This is a genomic window from Paenibacillus sepulcri (assembly GCF_042647105.1).
Lineage (GTDB): Bacteria > Bacillota > Bacilli > Paenibacillales > Paenibacillaceae > Paenibacillus_Z > Paenibacillus_Z sepulcri.
On the sequence record NZ_JBHRUP010000001.1, the window covers coordinates 2,647,034 to 2,668,217 of the forward strand.

Annotated in this window: 19 protein-coding genes and 1 riboswitch; of the genes, 5 read left to right on the forward strand and 14 right to left on the reverse strand. The window is 52.5% G+C overall.

What is annotated here, in order from left to right:
• Positions 1-21: 21 nt before the first annotated feature.
• Positions 22-162, forward strand: a complete 141-nt coding sequence (locus ACFOLF_RS11835; RefSeq protein WP_210046093.1) for a hypothetical protein — start codon at positions 22-24, stop codon at positions 160-162.
• Between the two features lie 110 nt (positions 163-272).
• Here ACFOLF_RS11835 and ACFOLF_RS11840 read toward each other — a convergent pair whose 3' ends face one another.
• From ACFOLF_RS11840 to ACFOLF_RS11870, 7 genes are all read right to left on the reverse strand, one after another.
• Positions 273-1,607, reverse strand: a complete 1,335-nt coding sequence (locus ACFOLF_RS11840) for an ABC transporter substrate-binding protein (RefSeq protein ID WP_210046092.1) — start codon at positions 1,605-1,607, stop codon at positions 273-275.
• A gap of 144 nt (positions 1,608-1,751) precedes the next feature.
• Positions 1,752-2,972, reverse strand: coding sequence for an AGE family epimerase/isomerase (locus tag ACFOLF_RS11845; RefSeq protein ID WP_210046091.1), 1,221 nt, complete (start codon positions 2,970-2,972; stop codon positions 1,752-1,754).
• The gene (locus tag ACFOLF_RS11850) at positions 2,969-3,925 is read right to left on the reverse strand and encodes a glycoside hydrolase family 113 (protein ID WP_210046090.1); all 957 of its coding nucleotides are present in this window, start codon (positions 3,923-3,925) and stop codon (positions 2,969-2,971) included. Before ACFOLF_RS11850 ends, ACFOLF_RS11845 begins: the two co-directional genes overlap by 4 nt.
• Before the next feature lie 68 nt (positions 3,926-3,993).
• Complete coding sequence (locus tag ACFOLF_RS11855; RefSeq protein WP_210046089.1) at positions 3,994-4,830, reverse strand: carbohydrate ABC transporter permease; 837 nt, start codon at positions 4,828-4,830, stop codon at positions 3,994-3,996.
• Between the two features lie 3 nt (positions 4,831-4,833).
• The gene (locus tag ACFOLF_RS11860) at positions 4,834-5,712 is read right to left on the reverse strand and encodes a carbohydrate ABC transporter permease (protein WP_210046088.1); all 879 of its coding nucleotides are present in this window, start codon (positions 5,710-5,712) and stop codon (positions 4,834-4,836) included.
• 124 nt (positions 5,713-5,836) lie between these two features.
• Positions 5,837-7,339 carry a response regulator gene (locus ACFOLF_RS11865; RefSeq protein ID WP_210046087.1) on the reverse strand — a complete coding sequence of 501 codons (1,503 nt, stop codon included), beginning with the start codon at positions 7,337-7,339 and terminating at the stop codon, positions 5,837-5,839.
• 28 nt (positions 7,340-7,367) lie between these two features.
• Positions 7,368-8,435 (reverse strand): LacI family DNA-binding transcriptional regulator, encoded by a 1,068-nt coding sequence (locus ACFOLF_RS11870; RefSeq protein ID WP_210046086.1) that lies wholly within the window; start codon positions 8,433-8,435, stop codon positions 7,368-7,370.
• Between the two features lie 254 nt (positions 8,436-8,689).
• Here ACFOLF_RS11870 and pepT point away from each other — a divergent pair, with 254 nt between their 5' ends.
• Positions 8,690-9,922, forward strand: coding sequence for a peptidase T (pepT, locus tag ACFOLF_RS11875; protein WP_210046137.1), 1,233 nt, complete (start codon positions 8,690-8,692; stop codon positions 9,920-9,922).
• A 140-nt stretch (positions 9,923-10,062) separates the two neighbouring features.
• Here pepT and ACFOLF_RS11880 read toward each other — a convergent pair whose 3' ends face one another.
• A complete protein-coding gene (locus ACFOLF_RS11880) occupies positions 10,063-10,917 on the reverse strand; it encodes an alpha/beta hydrolase family protein (RefSeq protein ID WP_210046085.1) in 855 nt (284 codons plus the stop codon).
• A gap of 279 nt (positions 10,918-11,196) precedes the next feature.
• On the opposite strand from ACFOLF_RS11880, the gene ACFOLF_RS11885 reads away from it, so the two are divergent.
• Positions 11,197-11,847 (forward strand): M50 family metallopeptidase, encoded by a 651-nt coding sequence (locus ACFOLF_RS11885; RefSeq protein WP_379114274.1) that lies wholly within the window; start codon positions 11,197-11,199, stop codon positions 11,845-11,847.
• Positions 11,848-12,097: 250 nt separating this feature from the next.
• Here the strand turns inward: ACFOLF_RS11885 and ACFOLF_RS11890 are convergent, their stop codons facing one another.
• Positions 12,098-12,253: a hypothetical protein gene (locus ACFOLF_RS11890; RefSeq protein WP_210046083.1), complete on the reverse strand. Its 156-nt coding sequence runs from the start codon at positions 12,251-12,253 to the stop codon at positions 12,098-12,100.
• 125 nt (positions 12,254-12,378) lie between these two features.
• Here ACFOLF_RS11890 and ACFOLF_RS11895 point away from each other — a divergent pair, with 125 nt between their 5' ends.
• Positions 12,379-12,942 (forward strand): hypothetical protein, encoded by a 564-nt coding sequence (locus ACFOLF_RS11895; RefSeq protein WP_210046082.1) that lies wholly within the window; start codon positions 12,379-12,381, stop codon positions 12,940-12,942.
• 63 nt (positions 12,943-13,005) lie between these two features.
• Here the strand turns inward: ACFOLF_RS11895 and ACFOLF_RS11900 are convergent, their stop codons facing one another.
• The 5 genes from ACFOLF_RS11900 to ACFOLF_RS11920 form a co-directional block, all read right to left on the reverse strand.
• On the reverse strand, positions 13,006-14,823 hold the full coding sequence (locus ACFOLF_RS11900; protein WP_379114277.1) for an APC family permease: 1,818 nt from the start codon (positions 14,821-14,823) through the stop codon (positions 13,006-13,008).
• 135 nt (positions 14,824-14,958) lie between these two features.
• Positions 14,959-15,119, reverse strand: a riboswitch (cyclic di-AMP (ydaO/yuaA leader).
• A gap of 210 nt (positions 15,120-15,329) precedes the next feature.
• Positions 15,330-16,250 (reverse strand): polysaccharide deacetylase family protein, encoded by a 921-nt coding sequence (locus tag ACFOLF_RS11905; protein ID WP_210046081.1) that lies wholly within the window; start codon positions 16,248-16,250, stop codon positions 15,330-15,332.
• Between the two features lie 23 nt (positions 16,251-16,273).
• The gene (locus tag ACFOLF_RS11910) at positions 16,274-17,554 is read right to left on the reverse strand and encodes an MFS transporter (RefSeq protein ID WP_210046080.1); all 1,281 of its coding nucleotides are present in this window, start codon (positions 17,552-17,554) and stop codon (positions 16,274-16,276) included.
• A gap of 322 nt (positions 17,555-17,876) precedes the next feature.
• Entirely contained in the window at positions 17,877-18,398 is a 522-nt protein-coding gene (locus ACFOLF_RS11915) for a hypothetical protein (RefSeq protein ID WP_210046079.1), read from the reverse strand.
• 116 nt (positions 18,399-18,514) lie between these two features.
• The gene (locus tag ACFOLF_RS11920) at positions 18,515-19,558 is read right to left on the reverse strand and encodes a CobW family GTP-binding protein (RefSeq protein ID WP_210046078.1); all 1,044 of its coding nucleotides are present in this window, start codon (positions 19,556-19,558) and stop codon (positions 18,515-18,517) included.
• 177 nt (positions 19,559-19,735) lie between these two features.
• Here ACFOLF_RS11920 and ACFOLF_RS11925 point away from each other — a divergent pair, with 177 nt between their 5' ends.
• Positions 19,736-21,175 carry a spore germination protein gene (locus tag ACFOLF_RS11925; protein ID WP_379114279.1) on the forward strand — a complete coding sequence of 480 codons (1,440 nt, stop codon included), beginning with the start codon at positions 19,736-19,738 and terminating at the stop codon, positions 21,173-21,175.
• Positions 21,176-21,184 lie beyond the last annotated feature (9 nt).

Genomic DNA, 21,184 nt, shown 5'->3' on the forward strand with positions numbered 1-21,184 from the left:
TATGACTGGGAGGTGAACGTCATGACAGGAAGAAACAACAACCCGAAGAACGACGGACCTGCCTCGTCCCCTTCGCGGCTCGATCAGTTCGGCGAGAGGCTGACGGAGAATGAAGGAACGAAGCCGATGAAGCCCGGCAAGGACAGCGGAAAAAGCTGCTGACTAAAGGAAGCGCAACTGCCAAAAAGGAACGGACGCCTCATCGGCGTCCGTTCCTTTTCTTGACTATCTGCCTTTATTTTTTATAGGTCAGATATTCGTTGTTTCAAATTTTAGTAGCCCAATGCTTTTTTGGCTTCCGCCCATTTTTTGTTCAGTCCATCCAATGCCGTCTTCAGATCTTTGGCGGTAACGAGCTCCTGAATATAATTGCCTGATCCGATGCCGATTTGAGCTTTATTGGCGATTTCACTGAACTTGGTATCCGTTGGCAGACCTTCGATAAAGGTAGGATTGGTCGCCTGGAACTCGGACAGCTGCGGCGAGTCCGCTTTCTCCGATTTGTCGATAGGCATGAAGCCGGAATCAGCCACATAACCGGATTCTTTAACGAAGAAATCCACCCATGCCGTCGCCAATTCTTTGTTTTTGCTGTTTTTGCTTACAGCCACCATGTAGTCGGAGCCTAGCGGAGCGTTGTATTTGCCACTGTTGTCATAAGGAAACGGAACGAATCCGATATCTTCCGGAGCTGCGCCCGCTGTCACCAGCTGCGGGATAACCCAGTTGCCCAGGAAATACATGCCGGCTTTGCCTGCTGCTACTTCGCCTTTGGACATTTCCCAGTTGTTCGTGTTCAGATCATTCTCGACCCAGCCCTTCTCCACGAAGGTACGGGCGATGGTCAGCAGTGTGCCCCAGGCGTTATCCATTTGGAACGGAGCTTCATCGGCAGCCATTTTGGTTGTCAGATCCGCTTGCCCGGCTACGTAGAAGGCCGAGCCGTCTCCCCAGTTGCCCATAGGCCATTGTGCGCCATAGTTCATGTAAAGCGGAATAATTCCGGCGTCTTTCAGCTTCTGCGCATCGGCATACAGTTCATCAAGCGTAGTTGGGGCTTTGTCGATGCCGGCTTTCTTGAAGGCCGCTTTGTTGTATACCAGACCGGCTGTGTTCACACCGCTGGAAATTCCATAGCGTTTGCCTTCGAAAGCGGCCTGGTCCGGAAAGTATACATTGTCAAACATCGTATCAGGAAGCGGCTCGAAATATTTGCTGTAATCGGAGGATGCAATGCTGGTTGGTATCATCAGCACATCTCCTGTTTCGCCTGTTGTCAAACGGGTCAGAATGTCGGTGGCATAGTTGGTCAGGCCTTCAAACTCCACCTTGGCATCCGGATATTTCTCCTGGAATTTCTTCACGTATTTGTCCATCGTGCCGTCACTGATGAAATCGGTACGGTGCGTCAGAACCTTGATCGTGCCGCTGAGATTCGCATCTCCGCCTGCATTGCCAGCCGTTTCATCGGGAGTGCTGCCGGTCGAGTCATTCGGTGTGTTCGTGCCCGTATTGCCCCCGTTGTTCGCGGTGTTATTGCTGCCGCAGGCAGCCAGCATCGAGATGGACAACAGAACAGTAATGAGAACAAGCGCCATTTTTTTCATATCTCACTTTACCCCTTTTGTTTAATTTCTGCTTTGTACCAGATCGATGATCCTGGAAAGCAGTCCTGTTATCGCTTACATGTACCATTTTATCGTCTGCCGGAGTCAAAAAATATGAACTGCGTTTGTTTTTGTTGTCATCAGTTATGCTAACGAAGACAATTTTGTTAGCGATTGCAGCCGCTCCAGCACTTCGAAGCAGGCTCTGCTGTTATGATAAGGACATTTCCAGGCATTGATCTTGGATTGGCTTGGATCGGGCACACCCTCCCGGGATACCCGCCAATGCCATTCCCCGCCCTTGCGGTCGCTTACCTTGGAACTGATAAAAGCCCAGCTGCGCTTGGCCGCTTCCATATAATCCACATCGCTGGAGAGCTGATATGCGTTCAGAAAACCAACCATCGCTTCGGCTTGCGGCCACCAATCCTTAGCATCATCCAAATGCCCGTTTTCATGCAGCTCATTGAATAACGCGCCATCCGCATCCACGCCCTCGGCAAGCGTCGCCTTGGCCATTTCAAGCGCTTCGACCTTCACCCGCGCCGTAAGCTCATGATTGCCCAGCACCTCGGCTGCTTCGTACAGCAGCCAGCTGCCTTCAATATCATGACCGTAGGATACGTCGCCGGATTTAGATTCCCATTCATCATTGAAGAACAGCAGGAAGTGATGGCTCTGAGGATCGATAATCCGCTCCAGATGAACTTCGATGAGCTCCTGCAGCTTGCCGCGAAGCCCGTCCTGCCTCCATACCCGGTACAGATTCGTATAGGCCTCAAGTACGTGAAGATGGGTATTCATGGACTTGCGTTCATTCAGATCCTTGCCGCTCAGGCTCATGTCGCTTGTCTCGCCCCAATCCCGGGCGAGCGCCTCCACATAACCGCGGTGAACCGGATCGTACGCATGCTTCTCCAGCAGACGGTACACCTGCTCAGCCAGCTTGAGCGGTTTGTGGTCGCCCGTAGCCCGGACATATTCCGCCAGCGCATAGATCACGAAAGCTTGCCCGTATACCTGCTTTTTATCCTGAGAGGGAGCTCCCTGCGCGGTAATCATCCAATAAAAGCCGCCATGCTCATGGTCCAGAAAGGTCGTTTCCAGAGCGTCCAGCGCACGCCTCGCCATGATCAGATCTTCCTCTGCTCCGTAAATCCGGTAGGCCGCCGCGAAGGTCCAGAGTATCCGCGCGTTGAGGACGAGCCCTTTATCGGCATCCGGGTCAATGCTGCCGTCGCTGTCCATCCGCCCGATGAAGCCGCCTCTTTCTTCATCAACCGAATGGCGCTTCCAGAAGCTCAGGATATTATCCTTGACCTCCCTCTCCAGCTCATCACTCCACTGCGGTAATGTCAGTGTCATACGGCGCCTCCTCTGCCATAATACTCACTGACGGTGGTTTCAGCAGGCTTGGCGTACATGCAGTAATCATCATTTTGCGGGGCATCCTGCGGCGCATACAGCCGGGCAGGCCAGTCCCACAGCATGAATCCCTGCATCCACGGGCGGCGGGAGCAAGCCTCGAACATCGCCTTATAGTAACGATCCTGCTCCACTCCCGAGGGAGCGCCAGGCAGCGACCAGTCATTGGGGCGCTGCGGTGAACCCTCACGGCTCGGACATCCGGCCTCCATGAAGAAGAACGGCTTCTTATAGCCCGCTATACTTGCCTCAACTCTGTCCAGCTGCTGCTCCCACTCGTCAATAGGGTAATAGCCGCTGGAAGATATAATGTCCACCGCATCCCACCAGGCTACATTGCCCTCCTGATATTTGTCGCAATTGTACGTAATAAGTCCGCTGTACACCGCACGGACCTTGGCAATAAGCGCACGCCACTGCGCTTCGCGTTTGTCCGTCTGCACCATTTCGCAGCCGATGCAGAGCATCTCGCAGCCTTCCTCTTCGGCAATCACCGCATAATGCAGGATAAATTCCTCATAGGAAGCAAACCACTCGGACCAGCTTGGCTCTCCGGGAACCTCATGATCGAAAAAATTAATATGGGCGCGCCAGGTTCCGTCCGCACAGTTGACAACAGGCTTCAGGCAAACCTTAAGCCCCAGCTCCTTGGCACGGCGGATAGCGCTCCGCACCTCGCTGTCCGTGACCGTCGGTTCTTCCTTATAAGAAATCGTCGTGGATTGGGCAGTCGCCTGCAGCGCTCCCAGGCTCAAAGCAGCCCAATTGACGTTCAGAGCCGTCATTGCTTTCATCGAGAATTCCGCATCGGATCCTTCCCAGGTACCCCGCACGCCTGTCCAGCCCCAGGTCATGCCATTTACCGTTTCCTTGTTGAACTGCTCGATATTCATCGCTTGTCTAACCCCTCTCCGGACATGAAATGATGAAGATATGAAGAAAGGCGGCTTGCGCCGCCATCTTATTTGACCGCCCCATTCGTCACCCCTGCGAAAATATACCGCTGCAAGAACAGGAACAGGAGAACGGTCGGGATGAAAATAATCAGGATGCCTGCCGAGATAACGTTAACCTGTGCCGCATTCGGTCCGACGAAGGAATATATCGCCGTGGACACAACCTTCAGCTTCTGGCTCGGCATATACAGGTAAGGCGTGTAAAAATCATTATAGATGGAGATGGTTTTCAGAATAATCAACGTCGCCGTCGCCGGCTGCAGCAGCGGGAATATGATGGAGCGGTAAATCCGGAACAGCGATGCCCCTTCCATCATGGCGCTCTCGTCCAGATCCTTGGGAATGCTGTTGACGAACTGCAGATAAATGACGATTTGCAGCACATCGGCGCCCAGGTAGATCAGGATAGGAGCCCCCATCGTGTTGTAGAGCCCCAAATGCTGAATAACCGAAAAAGTAGCAACCTGCGTTGTGACCATCGGAATGACCTGGGCGACCAGGTACATGCCCATAATCGGCTTTTTCAGGGCAAAATCGAACCGGCCCAGCGCATAGGCAACCATCGTGCCGATCAGCACATTGCCTGCCACCGCGCTCACCAGGATGATCAGCGTATTGCGGAAGCCGAGCCCCAAATCTCCAACGTCGTACACTTTCTTGAAATTGTCGAAGTTCAGAAAATTGCTTGGCAGCGAGAGGACGGAGGACTGATAATATTCAACCTGCGTCTTGAATGCGCCAATCACCACCGAATAGATCGGGAAGAACACGACGAACAGGGCGAGTGCTATGGTGACATATTTCAGGGTGGTAAACAGCGGTGACTGTTTCTCATTATCCATCGCTTATTTCTCCTCCCGGAACAGAACTTTGCGCTGTATGACGATGAAGATCAGCACAATGACCAGCAGCACAACCGCCATAGCGGAGGCCAGACCGAAGTTCTGGTATTTGAATGCGGTGTCGACCGTTTTAATGACAAAGGTTGAGGTTCCGTTAGCCCCCAGCAGCATGACATACGGAATATCGAATGCCTCCAGCGCTCCCGTAAGCGTCAGGATGAGCATGAGCGACAGAACGCTTTTGATGCTTGGCATGGTGATGTAGCGGAATTTCTGCCAGGCCGTAGCTCCGTCAATGGAAGCGGCTTCATATATATCACCGGGGATGGATTGAAGCGCGCCAATGAAGATAACCATGTTCAGGCCCATGTACTTCCACATCGAGATGAAGGCAAGCGAGATGTTCACCAGATGCGGATTGCCGAGCCATTTCTGCTGCCAGGAGGCGAGCCCGATTTCACGCAGGAGCGCATTAAGCGAGCCATAGTCCAGATGGTACACATTCTTGAACATAATCACCGTCGCGACGCTGTGAAGAACGTAAGGCAGAAACAAGGCCGAGCGGAAAATATTCCGTCCTTTCAGCCGGCTCGTGAGAATAACGGCGAACCACAATGAAAATGCCGTCTGAAGGAGGCCGCCAACGAAATAATAAGCATTGTTCTTCAGGGACATAAAGACATCGGGCTTGGTGAAGATCTCCTTGTAGTTGTCAAGGCCGATCCAGTTCATATCCCATCCCAGGCCCGACCAGTCCGTGAAGCTGTAATAAAACAGAGACAGGGCCGGATAATAGGAAAAGGTCAAGGATAAGAGCACGGGGATCGTCAAGAAACCGAAGAGAATAATCATACGCTGCGTTTTGTAATTAAATCGTTGCAAGAGGCCTCCCTCCCTTTCTGCGCTGCTGATGAATGGACCGTTATCAATACCATCATTATAACGCCGGTCAAGGAAGCGGATAATGGACCGTGTTTCTTTTTGTTGTCCTGTATTATGCTAACGGTCACCTAACAGAATCGCGGTACTCCTTGGGCGTCTTTCCGGTCATGCGCTTGAACACCTTGGTAAAATAAGCGGGATCGGGATAGCCGACCCGTTCTCCCACCTCATAAGTCTTCAGCCCATGCTCTTCGCGAAGCAAACGCTTGGCATGATGAATCCGCACAGAAATCGCAAAGTCGGTAATCGTCTCTCCCGTCTCTCCCTTGAACAGCTTGCTCAAATAGCTCGGGGTCAAATGAACATGCTCCGCCAGCCGCTGCAGGTCCAATTCTTCTTTATATTGTTCATGGAGGTACATTTTGATTCGTTCCACCGCACGGCTGGCGTGACGGGATTCCTTTACAAGCTGCAAACGGTCCATCACCGTCCGCGACAGCTCCGCCGCATATGTACGATAGTCCCCATATTGATCCGGTTTGGGAACACTTCCTTTGCGAAATGGCTCCGGCTGATCCTCCAAGCCTTCATCCACTGCGCGCACGAGCTCCACGGCAGCCGATTCCAGGGCACTCCATCCGAGGCGCAGCAGCTGCGCTTCTCCAAGCCACCGCTGCAGTGCCGCCTCGGCGCGATCGGAGTCGCCGCCAGCAATTGCCGGGCCAAGCTCGTTCAGCAGCAGGCGGTGAAGGCTTTTCTTCTCATGCTGCAGCTGTGCAAAATCCGTTGAATAAACCATAACCGGATGGCCGTCCGGTTCATACCAGGCATGCTGGCAGGCAGCCGATGCCTCTCCGTACGCTTGCGCCAGCTGCGCGCCGCCGGCGTATACACCGCTTGTGCCGATGCGCACACGCGTTGCGATAGGCAGCTTGCCCAGCATGGTCAGCGCAAGCTCCCTCGCCGTATCCGCATGGTCGCCCGGTCGTATAGCCAGAATGACCGCCGCCAGCTTCCCTTCGCGGATAAGAATGCGGTGCTCCCGCTTCCAATCGGCGACAATGCCCCTGAGCCTTTCCTCACCGCATTCCGGTTCGCTATGGACCAGCATAACGGTGTACAGATTACGGAACAAAGGCAGCTCGTCAAGCTGATCGCAAGCTCCCTGCCAGACGGGCTTGGCAATATGCGCAGCATCCACTCCCAGCATCAGCTCGATCAGCGACTCCAGGCCGAAGGGCTGACGGCTCTGCTCCTCCTCCACTTTTTCCGCAACGCGGACAAGCAGCCGGATCAGCTCATCCTGATTGACCGGCTTCAGCAAATAATCCTCCACGCCGTGACGCAGCGCCTCGCGGGCATAGCCGAAATCATTGTAGCCGCTGAGAATGGCGATCCGCGCCGTACTGCCGCGCCTTCTCAGCTCTGCGATCATTTCCAGTCCGTCCATCTGCGGCATACGGATGTCGGTGATGATCAGATCCGCCTCCATCTCCTCCAGATGACCCAGCGCTTCCCGTCCGCTGCTCCAGATGCCGACCACCTGATAGGACGGATCGATCCGTCCGATGATTTTTGCGAGGCCGAGCCGGATGAGCTCTTCGTCATCGATAACTGCTATTCGCATCACGTAATCTCCCCTGTCTTAATGATTATCAGGCTTTGGCCGCCTTGGGCCCAGCCGATTGCCGCACGACAAGTTCCCCGGTCAGCAGAATCTTCTCCTTCGGACTGTTCGGATGCTCCAGCCGGCGCAGAAGCGCCTCTACAGCGCGAACGCCCATACCCCGCTTATGCACATGCACCGTGGTCAGCGTGGGGCTGGATAATGCCGCATCCTTGATATCGTCAAAGCCGGTCACCGATACCTCATCGGGAACGCGGATATTCATCCGCGCCAGAATGGTCATGACGCACATGGCGATGGAATCATTGGCGCAGGCAAAAGCAGTCGGCATCCTGGATTCACGCGAAAGCTCCTGAAGGATCGTCTCCAGCGCCTCGGTCATCTCGGAGCGGTTATCTCCCCTGATGGTCAGCAGCCCCTCATGCTGGTTGACCCCAAGTCCATGCTCCTCCGTCATGGAGCGGTAGCCGAACCAGCGGTCGTAGAAGCTTCGGGAATAACGAAGATTGCCCACAAACTGCAGATTGCGGTGGCCCATTCCGACCAGATAATGCGTAATTCTGCGCATCCATTCGAAATTGTTCATGGACAGCACATCCGACGGGATCAAAGGGTCCTCGTGGTCGATGAGCACGAATGGAATCCCGAGATTGCGGATTTCCAGCAGAATCTGGTACGATACGACACCGACACCGATAATGCCCATGACCCCCCTCGGATTGATCATATTGGCAAACTGGCTTCGTATATGCTCGGTCACCAGAATCATGCCGATGCCGCGCTCCTCCAGCTCCAGCTGGACGCCTTCAATAATGCGTCCCCAATAATAGGAATGCCTGGTCTGGTACCGTACGTTCGGGACCAGCACGATGACCTGCCGGTGGTCCGTCTCCCCGAATGCAGCCGCCTTGGGCTGCTCCTCCGCTGCCGGCTCTTCCTTCGTGATGAAGCGGTAACCCAGCTGCGCAGCCGCCTGAACGATTTTGTCTCTTGTCTCCGGCTTGATGCCGCTCTTGCCAGACAATGCCTTCGAGACGGCGAATTTGGAAACGCCCACATGATCGGCTATATCCTGCATTGTGATTTTTTTGGTCATAATCAACACTCAACCCCGTCGCATAAAAGTGGTAGCTAACAATCTTCAATCCATGATAACACACTTTATTTGTTAGCTCATTTTTCTTGACACGGTTCAGGTCCCCTATGCATGACATCGAATGTTAGATATATGCGATATGCAATCCTTCTGTTTGTAAAGGAATTTTTCAAAACGCTCCCAGGCAGTATATAATGGAAGCAAATGTACGTTATGTCTTTAACAATATCGATGGATGAAGGGATTTGAGAACCGTGAAAAAGGAAATAATCGACCGTTTTATCTCTTACGCCATAGTCGACACGCAATCGAACGACGCCAATGAGACATGCCCTTCGACGCCGGGGCAGCTCATATTAGCCAACCAGCTGGTCGCCGAGCTTAAAAGCATCGGCATGAGCGAGGTCACCATCGATGATAACGGTTATGTCATGGCAACACTGTCTGCCAATACCGATAAACAGGTGCCGACCATCGGGTTTCTGGCTCACGTGGACACAGCCACGGATTTTACGGGAACGAATGTCAAACCTCAGGTCATTGAATCCTATCAAGGCGGCGATATTGTACTGAATGAAGCCGGTCCTGTCATTCTGACCACCAGGGATTTTCCGGAAATCAGCACTTATAAGGGACACACCCTGATTACAACAGATGGAACAACGCTGCTTGGCGCGGACAACAAGGCGGGCATTACCGAAATCATGACGGCGATGGCCTATCTGATCGGGCATCCCGAGATCAAGCATGGACGCGTCCGGGTAGCCTTCACGCCCGATGAGGAGATCGGCAGAGGCCCGCACCGGTTCGATGTGGCTGCCTTCGGTGCCCAATATGCCTATACGGTGGATGGTGGCCCGCTGGGCGAGCTGGAATACGAAAGCTTCAACGCCGCCGCAGCCACCATTATTTGCAAAGGAACCAATGTTCATCCCGGGACGGCCAAAGGAAAAATGGTCAACTCCGCCAAAATCGCCATGGCGGTTCAAAGCCGGCTTCCGAAGGAGGAAGCGCCGGAATACACGGAAGGCTATGAAGGCTTCTACCACCTGATCTCCATCAGCGGCAGCGTCGAGCAGACGAAGCTTCATTACATTATCCGCGACTTCGACTCCGCCGCGTTCGAAGCCAGAAAAACAAATCTGATCAACATTCTGAGCGAGCTTCGCGAAATATACGGCGAAGACAGCATCGCCCTCACTCTGAAGGACCAGTATTACAATATGAGAACCAAGATCGAGCCGGTCATGGAGATCGTGGAAATCGCCCGCCAGTCTATGCTTGGACTTGATATCGAACCAATTATCAAACCGATCCGCGGCGGGACTGACGGTTCCCAGCTGTCTTACATGGGACTGCCCACACCGAATATTTTTACCGGCGGCGAAAATTTTCACAGCAAGTATGAGTACATCTCCGTGGACAATATGGTGAAGTCCGTTCAGGTGATTACCTCGATTATCAGCAAGTTCGAGCAGCAGGCGTAAATAAAATCCACTATGGAGCAAACGTTGACCGATATGAACCTTCTTCGGCAGCGCGCAGGCAGTACCGACAACAAATAAAAGCCGTGAATTTCAACTGGTGTTGAAGGTTCACGGCTTTATTTTACAGGCGGCACTGCCGATTATTCGGACCGTACACCCGGCAGATGCCGGGCAAGAAAATGATCGGTTATGGCTATGGCCTGCTCCAGCTCCTCTGTCGTTCCGGCAAACGGATGGACTGCTCCGAAGGTATGCGTCCCGCCTGCAACGGTGGCATAGTGCTGATTAGGCGCGGCTGTCTGAAGCTTCCTGAAACCAGTGAGCAGCCGCGCCGCATCCTGATCTCCCTGCAGCACCAGTACGGGAATCGGGAGTCCAGCCAATACTGAAGGAATATCAAAGCGCTCCCGGTTGGCATCCAGATCGTGAAAAAAATCAGCACTGACCGGCATCTCCTGCTTCGTCCTCGCATTGATTACATAGCCTATACCCCGCTCCATAACCTCTGATCGAAATGCCGCATCGAACAAATCCGCCTTGGCAACGCCGTTCCAGGTAACAACTGCCGCGACCCGTCGATCCTGCGCGGCATAAATAATGCTGTTGCCTCCGCCTCTGCTGTGTCCAATCAGACTGATCCGCGAAAGATCGCAGTCCTGGGAGAAGGGCAGCTTGCCGTTCATCAGATAGTCGAGCAGCGCTTTCAGGTCGGATTGCTCTCTGGAATAAGTGTTCAGCGGGTACTTGTCCAGTTCGTCGAAATCCGTCTCCCCTACCCCGTTGCAGGAGAAATTGAAGGAGATGACCGCGTATCCCCTCTCTGCGAATTGTTCGCACAGATACGGGAAGAAGCCCCAATCCTTGAACCCCTTGAACCCATGAACGGCAATGATGACGGGCTTCCTCCGACCATCCTCGATCACTCTCACATCGCCGCGCAAATATAAATTCTCACCTAATGAAAAGGAAAACGACTGCTTGCTCAGATCACCCATTAGCTCCCCGGCTCCCTTCCTGTCATTCTGCTGAATAGAATCTCATATCAAAGCCTATGCCCCTCTATTATCTACCAAATTATGCCTCCAGGCAAAATAATGCCGGTTGCCGCTTTCGCATCCAGCGCTGTGGTTGAGCGGAATTACTTGATATTGGAATCCTTTTGCGAAATAGAAACGTACAGGTTAGTATAAAAATATCGCGCAGTAACGGCTATACTCGCAATACAAAGAAAGAGGGGGATTATTATTAAAGCCTGGCTGCAAATGGGAATCTTCATGCTTATTACGATATTTCTTACACGCTTTATTCCGTTCTCCGCTTACTTCCGCAATGTGGATACGCTGGTCCACGAGCTGTCTCACGCTTTGGTCACGCTGGTGCTGTCAGGCAAGGTGAGATCGATTCATTTGTTCTCCAATGGCGGCGGCGTTACCTTCTCCTCCTATGCGGATACGTGGGTGGCGATTCCAATCGCCCTTGCCGGCTATATGGGCTCCGCCCTTTTCGCCCTGTTCTTATTTCGGCTGTATGCCAGCCGCAAAGAGCGGACCGGTCTGAACATTGCCGCGGGGCTTGCCGTTATCGGCTTGGCGCTGTTTGTCCGCAATGGCTACGGGATGGCGTGGTGCGCCGTCTTTGCCGCCGCTACTTTCGTCATCGCCGCGATAGCCCCGGCATGGCTGCGGCATGGCTATTATTTGCTCATCGCCTTCATTGTGCTGGTGGAATCCATCATTAGCCCGTTCACCATTCTGTCAAACGCTTTTATGGCATGGGGAACTGCCGGGGATGCAGCCAGCCTCGGCAGAGTAACATTTATCCCGACAATCGTTTGGGCGCTCCTGTTCATGGCCTTCTCGCTGCTCTGCGCCAAAGGGTCGACAGGGCTTTTGTTCAAGCGCGGCTTCGGACAGAAGGCGGCTTGATAAGAAGAAACGGCTCGCCGTCCTTTTGGCGGCAAAGTTCGTTTATTCCTTAAAAATATCAGAAAAGTAGCGGCCATATTTTATGCTTTTGATATTTCAAGAAGAAACGGCTCGCCGTCCTTTTGGCAGCGCTTCTCCTCTGAACTTAAATAAATGTAAGCTGTATGAAACGCGATCAATTAATAAGTTTAGGAAAACGGAAAAGGGCCGCCAATTGGGCGGCTGAGGCGGGTTTCATCCAAAAAAATGATCAGAAAGCACAGAAAGCAGGCGTTTCGTTTTTGCGGTCGCCGAAAATATCAATATGATCAACATACACGGATACCGTTCTCAAACTGCAGCCCTTTACCCGCTGCCACAATTGAACCGGTTCAACCTCCAATAAGCGCTCGAACGGGATATCCAAATATTAACATCCCCGCCGCAGGTCCAGTAAGAAACCAACCTCGAGCATGTTTCGTCATACGGCGTTCTCCCGTACTCTTAAGATAACAGAAATGAAACATATAAGGGTACGGGGGAAAATGGATTATGAATGATCAGAAAACGATTTATGTCCTGATGACGGACACCGGAACACTTTTTACAAGAATGATTAAATTCGTCACGAAGGCGCCCCGCAATCACGCTTCCATCGCATTTGACTCCGACTTGAAGGATGTATACAGCTTTGGCCGCAAGCAGCCGCTTAATCCGCTATCCGGCGGATTCGTCAAAGAGGATATGAAGGGCAAGCTGTTCGGCAAAGCGGTCTGCGCCGTCTACAGCTGTACGATCAGCCGCTCCGCTTATGAGCGGATGCAGGCCTACATCCAAGCCATTGAAGCCAACAAGGAAAACTACAAATACAATCTGATCGGCCTGTTCGGCGTTATGCTGAATATGGAGTTCCAGCGCGAGAATGCTTACTTCTGCACCCAGTTTGTCGCCAAGGTGTTCGAGCATAGCGGACTTCCGATTGCCGACAAGCCGGCCTCGCTGGTCACTCCCGGCGATCTGGAAAATTCAGCAGCTCTGCAGCTGGAATTTCAGGGCGAGCTGGAGCGCTATATCCAGCGCCAATCTACTGCTAAGCAAGAGATGAAGACCGCCTGATGCTTGAGCTGCTATTCTATCAGCTGCATCGATATTCCAAAACAATGCGCATGGCAGGTTAGTTTACCGATTCAGATGATAGGGGACTGTCGTGATAACTACGTCCTTCTGGGCGAACAAATAAGCATGCAGCATCAAGCCTGTCTGGTTGTGAAGAATATACTGCCACCAATGCTTGGTTATGAACTGGGGAATGAGAATGGTAATATGATCGGTTTCCGCGCTTTTCCACTCGACCGTATCAATGAATTTCATGAGCGGCCTGATCACGCTGCGATAGCTGGACCGGAGCACGATGAGACGGACGCCGGGATTCCATTCCTCCCACTTTTTCTCCATCCGTTCAATATCTTCATCATCAAATCCCACATAAACGGCGACCACATTCTCCGTCAGCGACTTGGCGTAGCTCAGCGACTGCATGACAACGCGCGTTATGCCCGCTACCGGAACCACGATGGTGCTTCCTTTAATAACCGGTTTGTCCGCTTCCATGTTGATCCGCAATTGATCCGCCGTATTGCGGTAATGCTTGTTGATGCTCAGAAAGATCCAGATCACAACAGGCAGGAAGAGAAAGACCATCCAGACATGGCCGAACTTGGTGAAGATAAAAATCAGCGTAATGACCAGAGTGGTGAGCATGCCAATTGTATTGATGACTAATTTTATGATCCAGTTGGCTGGCTTCAGCTTAATCCACCTCACCATCATCCCCAGCTGGGATAACGTAAAGGGAATAAAGACACCTACCGCATACAGGGGAATGAGGCTCTCCGTATCGCCATGGAAAAGCACCACGAGCAGAGCGGACAAGATGCCCAGAATGATAATGCCATTGGAAAAGCCGAGTCGGTCGCCGCGCACCATAAACACATTCGGCATATATTTATCTTTGGCCAGCATGAACGCCAGAAGGGGGAAGGCCGAGTAGGCTGTATTGGCCGCCAGAAACAGAATCAGGGCAGTGACTCCCTGGATGATATAATAAATCACGCCTCTGCCGAAGGTGGAATCGGCGATCTGGGAGACTACGGTTTCCTTCGGATTCGGCGTAATGCCGTACCAGTAGGCGAGAAGGCTGATTCCCACAAACATAGCGCCCAGAATGGCGCCCATCATGATCAATGTGGCGGCGGCATTGCGATTGGCTGGCTGCTTGAAGTTCGGTATGGCGTTGGACACCGCCTCCACGCCGGTGAGCGCGGAACAGCCGGAGCTGAAGGCCTTCAGAAGCAGGAAAAGACTGATATTCGATACTGCGGCGCCGATTTCCGGAGGATGCGCGTCAACGCCTCCGAGCGCATACTTGATGATTCCCGAAATAATGAGTGCGAAAATCGCGAAGACAAACAAATAAACGGGCATGGCAAGCACGGACGCGGATTCCGTAATTCCGCGCAGGCTGATAATGGTCAAGAACAAAATCATGATGAGTGCAATCAGTACGCGATGATCATGCAAGGACGGAAAAGCCGATGTAATGGCATCAGTCCCGGCGGATGTGCTGACGGCGACAGTAAGAATGTAATCGACAAGCAGCGAGCCTCCGGCCAGCAGTCCGGTGCGGACGCCCAGATTGTCCTTGGCTACTACATAAGCCCCGCCTCCGGCGGGATAAGCGAAGATCGTTTGCCTGTATGACAAAATCAGAATCAGGAGAAGACCCAGCACGGCAAGCGAGATGGGGATGGAATACCATACCGCCGCGAAGCCCGCAGCCATCAGAACGATCAGAATTTGCTCCGTCCCGTAAGCGACTGAAGAGAGCGCATCCGAGGACAATACCGCAAGCGCTTTAAGTTTGGTCAGCCTTTCCCCTTCAATTTCCGCACTTTTCATTGGACGTCCGATTAATAACCGTTTGAATCTGCCTACCACTGTGACTTCCCCTTTTAGCTGCATTTTGTTGTGAAGCAAATGATCCTATCCCTTATTTCAAGCATAAAAAAAGCCGCAGAAAGTTAGGAGCTTTCCGCGGCTTTATCCATAATTGAACATGGTTAAAACAACGATAATTCCTCTTCCGTACGCTTACGAGGTTAGCTGTCGGATTCGGGCGCGAGAGTCGCCCTACACCTTGGCTTGCGCCAGGTGATTCACCCCTGAGACCAGATCAACTGCATCTGCCTCCATGGTTCCCCCGTTTCTGTTTCAGAACTCAGCGATTAAGGATTTCTATGAAATTGAAACTCTTTTCCGCGACTTGCTGCTTCACTTACTGAATATTACTCCTTCACTTATTTGTTGTACAGCAACGGAAACTGGAGAATATTTTAGCTCATTACCCTATATAGCGATATAAACGCTTACATAGATCCTATCCTCTTCCTATCAACCTTTTTCGCAGGATATCTTCATTTATGACCTATTATGTTTCCTACCCATTATTTTTGTCTGGTCATAAGCGATCTCAACAGCACAGCCGCGGATTTGAGCCTTGGCTTTTTTCTGTACTTGCGCACATCATCGTAAGTCGCCAGGGCAACCTTGGCATCCCTCAGCGCATAAGCGAAATCATCCCCCTGCATCAGCTTGTATTCCCATACCCGCTTCTCCCAGGATGGAACAAGGGCGCTCATATGCTCGTCCTCGGCTGCCGGATGAATATAAGTCTCGCAGATTCCCTCGGGAAGATCGTAGAGCTTTGCCAGCATCATTTGCTTGAAGCTCTCATAGGTTTCCCCTTCTTCCACGCCATACGTATGGCTCAGCAGATAATCCGGTATCGGCACGCCGAGCGTATCCGCAAGATGGACCACCTTGCGCAGTGCCTGCTCCGCCCCCGGAATGGACGCCAGAAACTTGTCCCGGGGATCGATCCAGCGGAACAGACGGAATGGCAGGCCGCGCCGGGAGCACTGCCACAGCACCTGCGGCAGATAGCTTCTGCCTGTCGCCAGCCCATAGAGACTTCCCATATGATTATCCGCATGGGAGACCGTCAGACCCGCCTGCTTCACCGCCTGGAACTGTGCCTGCATTTCCCGTACAACCGCCTTCGGATCGGACTGCCGCTCGAAAGCTTCGATGGTGGCGTGCATGCGCCCGTCCGGGCCCTCCAGCGACGGATCGCCGGTCAGGCTTTTCCAGGGCAAAGCGGCAATCTCGCTTGTTAGCGTCAGATGCAGCCCGATATTCGCAGCCTTCTGCTTACGGCACCACGCTGCCGCCTGCTCAAAGGCCGAAGCAGGCGGCATAATCGTTGCCGATGATACCTTCCGCTCCTCCAGCAAATACATAATAGCTTGATTGGCGGCCTCGCTCTGCCCAAAATCATCCGCATTCAAAATTAAATATTTCTCCATCTGCCGCACCTCCAATACTTTATTCAATCCTGACTTTTCGGAAATGGCTTCAGAAAAAACGAGAGAATCAAGGAAACGCTCAGTAAACAAAATGGGACAACACAGACCAGGACGCGAAAGGTCAAATCAGGATTCGGTCCGGGTTCGTCGCCGCTTACATAGCCAAAGAGCATGCCGATGGTCCAGAACGCCAAGGCCGAGATCAGACCGCTGGAGCGGGTGATGAATCCGCTGACGGCCGTATACACGCCTTCCCTGCGCTGGCCGGTTCTGGCCGTATCCAGATCGATGATGCGGCTGTTCAGCACAGGCGGAGTAACCAGATACCCAGCCAGTCCGAAGCCGACAATAATCCCGAATACAATCCCGCTGGCAAGTCCCTGACCGAACCACAGCGGTATGACGGACAAGGCATAAACAGCGAGAGAAACCCTCCAGCCGTTATGGGAACCAAGCTTGTTAACGATCCAGTACCAGACGACCACAAGGGGAATAACCGATACAAATATCGATGCCAACAGCAGGGAAACCTGGGATTCGGGAATGCGGAGCGTATATTTGGCGTAAAAAGGGATCATCGAGCTGAGCAGCCCGTTCACCGTCTGGGCGAACGAATTGGCAATGTTGAATATCCAGAACTCCTTGTTCTTCAACGTCTCGCGGAAGGATTCGATCAAACCAAGCCTGGGCTCGGAAACTTCCGTTTTCCCTTCCTGCACGCTCATCACGCACAAGAGCATGAATATCCCGAAAACCACGGCATAGATAAGCGCCATATAGCCAAAGCCGAAGGCCTCGAATACGAGAGGCGTAAGCGCCGATCCGATAAGGATTGCCACAATCTGAAAGCCCTGCTGGATTGCCGAAGCCTTGGCCCGCAATCGGCTGCCCCGGAACAGCTCCGGGAAGAGAGCGCCGTAATTCACCCAGAGAATCGTAGCAACCCCTTCATAGAGAATAAGCGAAACGAGGAACCAAAGGAAGAGGTTCATATTCCCCAATCCCTGCGGCACAGCGAAAACCATGACAAATGAAGCCATAAAAAAAGGAATGGCCGAATAAATCCAGGGCTTGCGCCGGCCGAAACGCGTTCTGGTGCGATCCGACAGATAGCCGGCTATCGGCTGATTCACCGCGTCCCATATTAAATAGATGGTCCGGGCCAGCGTAGCAAGCCCCACTCCAAGACCCAGCTTTTCTACATAAAAATAGCTGTAAAAAGAATTGAAGGCCTGGCTTGGAATCATCAAAGCAAACATGCCAAGCGCATACGTGAATGGAGAATTAAGCCATTTTCTGTTCATCCCAAACCTGCCCCTGTTATCAATATATGAATTTCCATTCTGGAAACTTCTGTTATATTCATTCTCTTAGCGGGTTTGGTATTCCTTCTGAACGGCTGAGATTACGTGACAGGCATGCAGGCAATAAACGAAGCAAGGATGAGGCCCGGATTGCTCAAGAAATCCATCCAGCCCACAGGAAGAAACAGCTGTCGCGGTTCTTTTGGCGGCGCAGTTCGCTTCTTCCATTAGACCTTATATATACTTACAGGAGAGAAACTTATATATGCTATAAGGTAAATAAAAGCGCCCGGATTGCTCCAGGCGCTTCATTACTGTTTACTTACTCGGCTGTCTTAAGCTTGTTAGGTTCAGGAGCCTCTGAACTAGTGCCGTGCTCCTGCTTCTCATGTTTATCCTTGCAGCGCTCGCGGATTTCCTGGCGGAGCTGCCTGGCGTCCTTGCCTTCCGTGGCAATGCCCAGCTTCTTGGCAAATGCCTGCAGCTTCGCCAGATGCTTCGCCTTCTGTTCCGTCTCAAACCGTTTCCACTTGGCTTCGTCCGCCTTGCGGGCAGCTTTGAGCTCCTCGCGCAGCTGATCGGCATCCTTGCCTGCGGTCTCAATACCAAAATACCGGGCGGCTTCGGTCAGCCTTCTCATCCGGTGCTTCTCTCGGTCACTCTCGCTGTATTTCCGGTGATCATGACCGTTGCTCCACTGCTCGTTTTTCCCGTTTTGCTCCTGCGAAGAGGAAGTGCTGAGCGGCGGTGTCAAGTCCGCAGCCTGGGCGAATGACGGCAAAGCCGCCGCCAGAATCATGCCGGCCGCTGCTGTTGCGATCCATTTGCTGTTCCACGCTATCATCGTTTCTGTCAGCTCCTTATGAAGTTGGGTTGTCTATCACCTGGATAGTTTGTCCAACTTTACAGAGCTATAGTCAACTTTTTCCAAAGATCAGGGCATGGACCCAAGCTTCTTCCTCACTGCAGCTGTGCGAGCTCCTGCGCAAGCAAGCTCCTGGAGAAATGCTCCCCGATAAATACAGCCACATCATTTACTTTGCCCTGCGGCGTAATCCGCGTAAATTCCAGCTCCCGGTACGCATATTGAAATAAGAAGCGGCTGTTCGTGTCCGAGAAGGTAACAATACCCTTGGCCCTGTAAACCTCCTGCGGAAGCCTTGAGATAAGCTCTTCAAAGGAGTGGCTGTCGACCGGTCCCGCAAAATAATGGGTGAAGGACATCACATGCGCGTGTGATGCGTGAGCCTCTTGGGACTCGTCATCATGCGAATGGGAATGCTGCACACCTTCATGATCATGCCCTTCAAGCCTGCAGTTTGCCCCGCAGACATGCTTCCCGTGCAGCTGCCTGTACTCCGCGTCCGTGTGGTCCTTGGGCGACAGATCGAACATGTTCAGCTCGGTCATGCAGCGTACCGTCATGGTCAGCGGCGCATAGCCGTTAAGCTCGCGGATGAGCTGCTGGACCTCAATCAGCTCTTCGGGATTCAGCTTGTCGGCCTTGTTCACGATCAAATCGGTCGCGCAGCGGATCTGATCCTGCATCAGCTTGTAGGTTCTGCCGCCCCGCCGGCTGCGTACCAGCAGTTCCGGCCCGTCGACGACAGTCGCAATTGTCTGCAAATCGACCCGAATGAACAAAGCCGCTTCCGTCACCGCGTCGATGATTTCCATTGGATTGGCTGCCCCCGTCGATTCGATCAGCACCACATCGGGCTGATGCTCCTCAATCAACTGCTTCAGCTCGAGGCCCAGATCGCCTCTGATCGTACAGCAGATGCAGCCCCCGAGCATCTCCGCCATGGGCACATCATCGTCAATGAACTGACCGTCGAGGTTCACGTCTCCAAGCTCGTTCATAACAATAGCTGCTTTAATATCAGCTGCTTTATAGTAATCGATCACCCGATTCAACAGCGTTGTCTTGCCGCTGCCGAGAAAGCCGGAGATCAGATGGATCGGAATCTTGTTTTGCTCATGGTGATGCCCGTTTATTGTCATAGCCGTTCATCCTTCCTCACTTGTCTAAAAAGAATTATATCGTAATTGTTACGTATATAACAGATGGCCGCTCAATAAATTCGCTAGTCGGCAAGCATGAATGTCTGCAAGAATAATTGACGGACGTTGAGGGGAAAATGAGGTTGCATTACCCACTTCCTTCCAAGGGGGCCAACCGTGAGCGCTGCTTCCAACAACAATGACAAGCCTTCACTGGACAGGACGCTTCAGGAATTGCATAACTGTATGGATATCTTTCACCGCATGTTTCCGGGCAAGCCGGAGCTGCATATCGTGTACTTCTCCAATCTGGTGAATATGGACAGGCTTCATCATGACCTCGTCGCCCCGCTTGCCAGTGCCGCCGGCAATGAACAAATAGCTGCGATCCTGACGCAGGAGCATTCTCTCTTCGTGGCAGCTCAGGATCATCACACCTGCGTCAACGGCATTCTGGCCGGACAAGCGGCGGTCTTCTTCCGGGAAGAAGTCTATTTGATCGATCTGCTGAATTCATTCGGAAGATCGATTGAGCAATCCGAGACCGAAACGGTAATTGCCGGTCCGCATGACGGATTTGTGGAAAATATTACGGATAATCTGACCGTTATCCGCAGACGGATCCACAGCGCGCAGCTGAAAACCATTTCGCTCCAAGTAGGGGAAGTTACAAAAACGCAAGTCATTGTCGCTTATATTGAAGGCATCGCCAATGACGAGCTGACAAACAAACTCATAGAACGGATCCGTGGCATTGAAATCGATGCTGTATTCGATACCAATATGCTTGTACAGATGATCGACGATAATCCGAATTCCGTCTTCCCGCAATTTCTGACGACTGAACGGCCGGATGCCATCTGCTCCAAGCTAACAGCAGGAAGGGTTATATGTCTGGTAGACGGCTCGCCCTCTGCATTCAGCTGTCCGACTTCATTCTTTGAATTTTTCACTTCGCCGGATGATTATTACCAGAGATGGCAGCTGGGGACCGCTCTGCGGCTGCTGCGGATTATCGGTTTTGTCGTCACCATCGGCTTTACGGCCCTCTATGTCTCGATAACGACGTTCCATTATGAAATGGTTCCTCATACGATGCTGCTTAATTTGACGGAATCGCGCAGCCGCGTTCCTTTCCCGCCGCTCTATGAAGCGCTTCTGATGGAGATTACAATTGAGCTGCTTCGTGAAGCAGGCGCCAGACTGCCAACCAAAATCGGCCAAACGATCGGCATCGTCGGCGGTATTGTGATCGGCCAGGCCGCCGTCCAGGCAGGCTTCACCAGCAATATCCTGATCATTGCCGTCGCTTCTTCCGCAATCGCATCTTTCGTTATTCCGAGCTACATTATGAGCGCATCCATCCGGCTTATCCGCTTCGGTCTGATTTTGCTTGCCGGGCTATTGGGCAATTTCGGGCTGGCTGCAGGAATTTGCTTTATCGTCATCCATCTGAGCGGCATCACGAATTTGGGAACCTCTTATTTGACTCCTCTAGCTCCGATCGCCAAGAAGGACTGGCTTGATACCTTTATACGGGGCCCCTTCTATGCTCTGCGCAGCCGTCCTTCCCAGGCGCAGACATCCAATAAGGTCAAAAATAAAATGCGAAAGTAGTGCCTTGCC

What these genes read in the sequence shown, in the direction of transcription:
- ACFOLF_RS11835 (WP_210046093.1), top strand. Translation starts at nt 22, where the DNA reads ATGACAGGAAGAAACAACAACCCGAAGAACGACGGACCTGCCTCGTCC.
- ACFOLF_RS11840 (WP_210046092.1), bottom strand. Translation starts at nt 1,607, where the DNA reads ATGAAAAAAATGGCGCTTGTTCTCATTACTGTTCTGTTGTCCATCTCG.
- ACFOLF_RS11845 (WP_210046091.1), bottom strand. Translation starts at nt 2,972, where the DNA reads ATGACACTGACATTACCGCAGTGGAGTGATGAGCTGGAGAGGGAGGTC.
- ACFOLF_RS11850 (WP_210046090.1), bottom strand. Translation starts at nt 3,925, where the DNA reads ATGAATATCGAGCAGTTCAACAAGGAAACGGTAAATGGCATGACCTGG.
- ACFOLF_RS11855 (WP_210046089.1), bottom strand. Translation starts at nt 4,830, where the DNA reads ATGGATAATGAGAAACAGTCACCGCTGTTTACCACCCTGAAATATGTC.
- ACFOLF_RS11865 (WP_210046087.1), bottom strand. Translation starts at nt 7,339, where the DNA reads ATGCGAATAGCAGTTATCGATGACGAAGAGCTCATCCGGCTCGGCCTC.
- ACFOLF_RS11870 (WP_210046086.1), bottom strand. Translation starts at nt 8,435, where the DNA reads ATGACCAAAAAAATCACAATGCAGGATATAGCCGATCATGTGGGCGTT.
- ACFOLF_RS11880 (WP_210046085.1), bottom strand. Translation starts at nt 10,917, where the DNA reads ATGGGTGATCTGAGCAAGCAGTCGTTTTCCTTTTCATTAGGTGAGAAT.
- ACFOLF_RS11885 (WP_379114274.1), top strand. Translation starts at nt 11,197, where the DNA reads ATGCTTATTACGATATTTCTTACACGCTTTATTCCGTTCTCCGCTTAC.
- ACFOLF_RS11895 (WP_210046082.1), top strand. Translation starts at nt 12,379, where the DNA reads ATGAATGATCAGAAAACGATTTATGTCCTGATGACGGACACCGGAACA.
- ACFOLF_RS11905 (WP_210046081.1), bottom strand. Translation starts at nt 16,250, where the DNA reads ATGGAGAAATATTTAATTTTGAATGCGGATGATTTTGGGCAGAGCGAG.
- ACFOLF_RS11910 (WP_210046080.1), bottom strand. Translation starts at nt 17,554, where the DNA reads ATGAACAGAAAATGGCTTAATTCTCCATTCACGTATGCGCTTGGCATG.
- ACFOLF_RS11915 (WP_210046079.1), bottom strand. Translation starts at nt 18,398, where the DNA reads ATGATAGCGTGGAACAGCAAATGGATCGCAACAGCAGCGGCCGGCATG.
- ACFOLF_RS11920 (WP_210046078.1), bottom strand. Translation starts at nt 19,558, where the DNA reads ATGACAATAAACGGGCATCACCATGAGCAAAACAAGATTCCGATCCAT.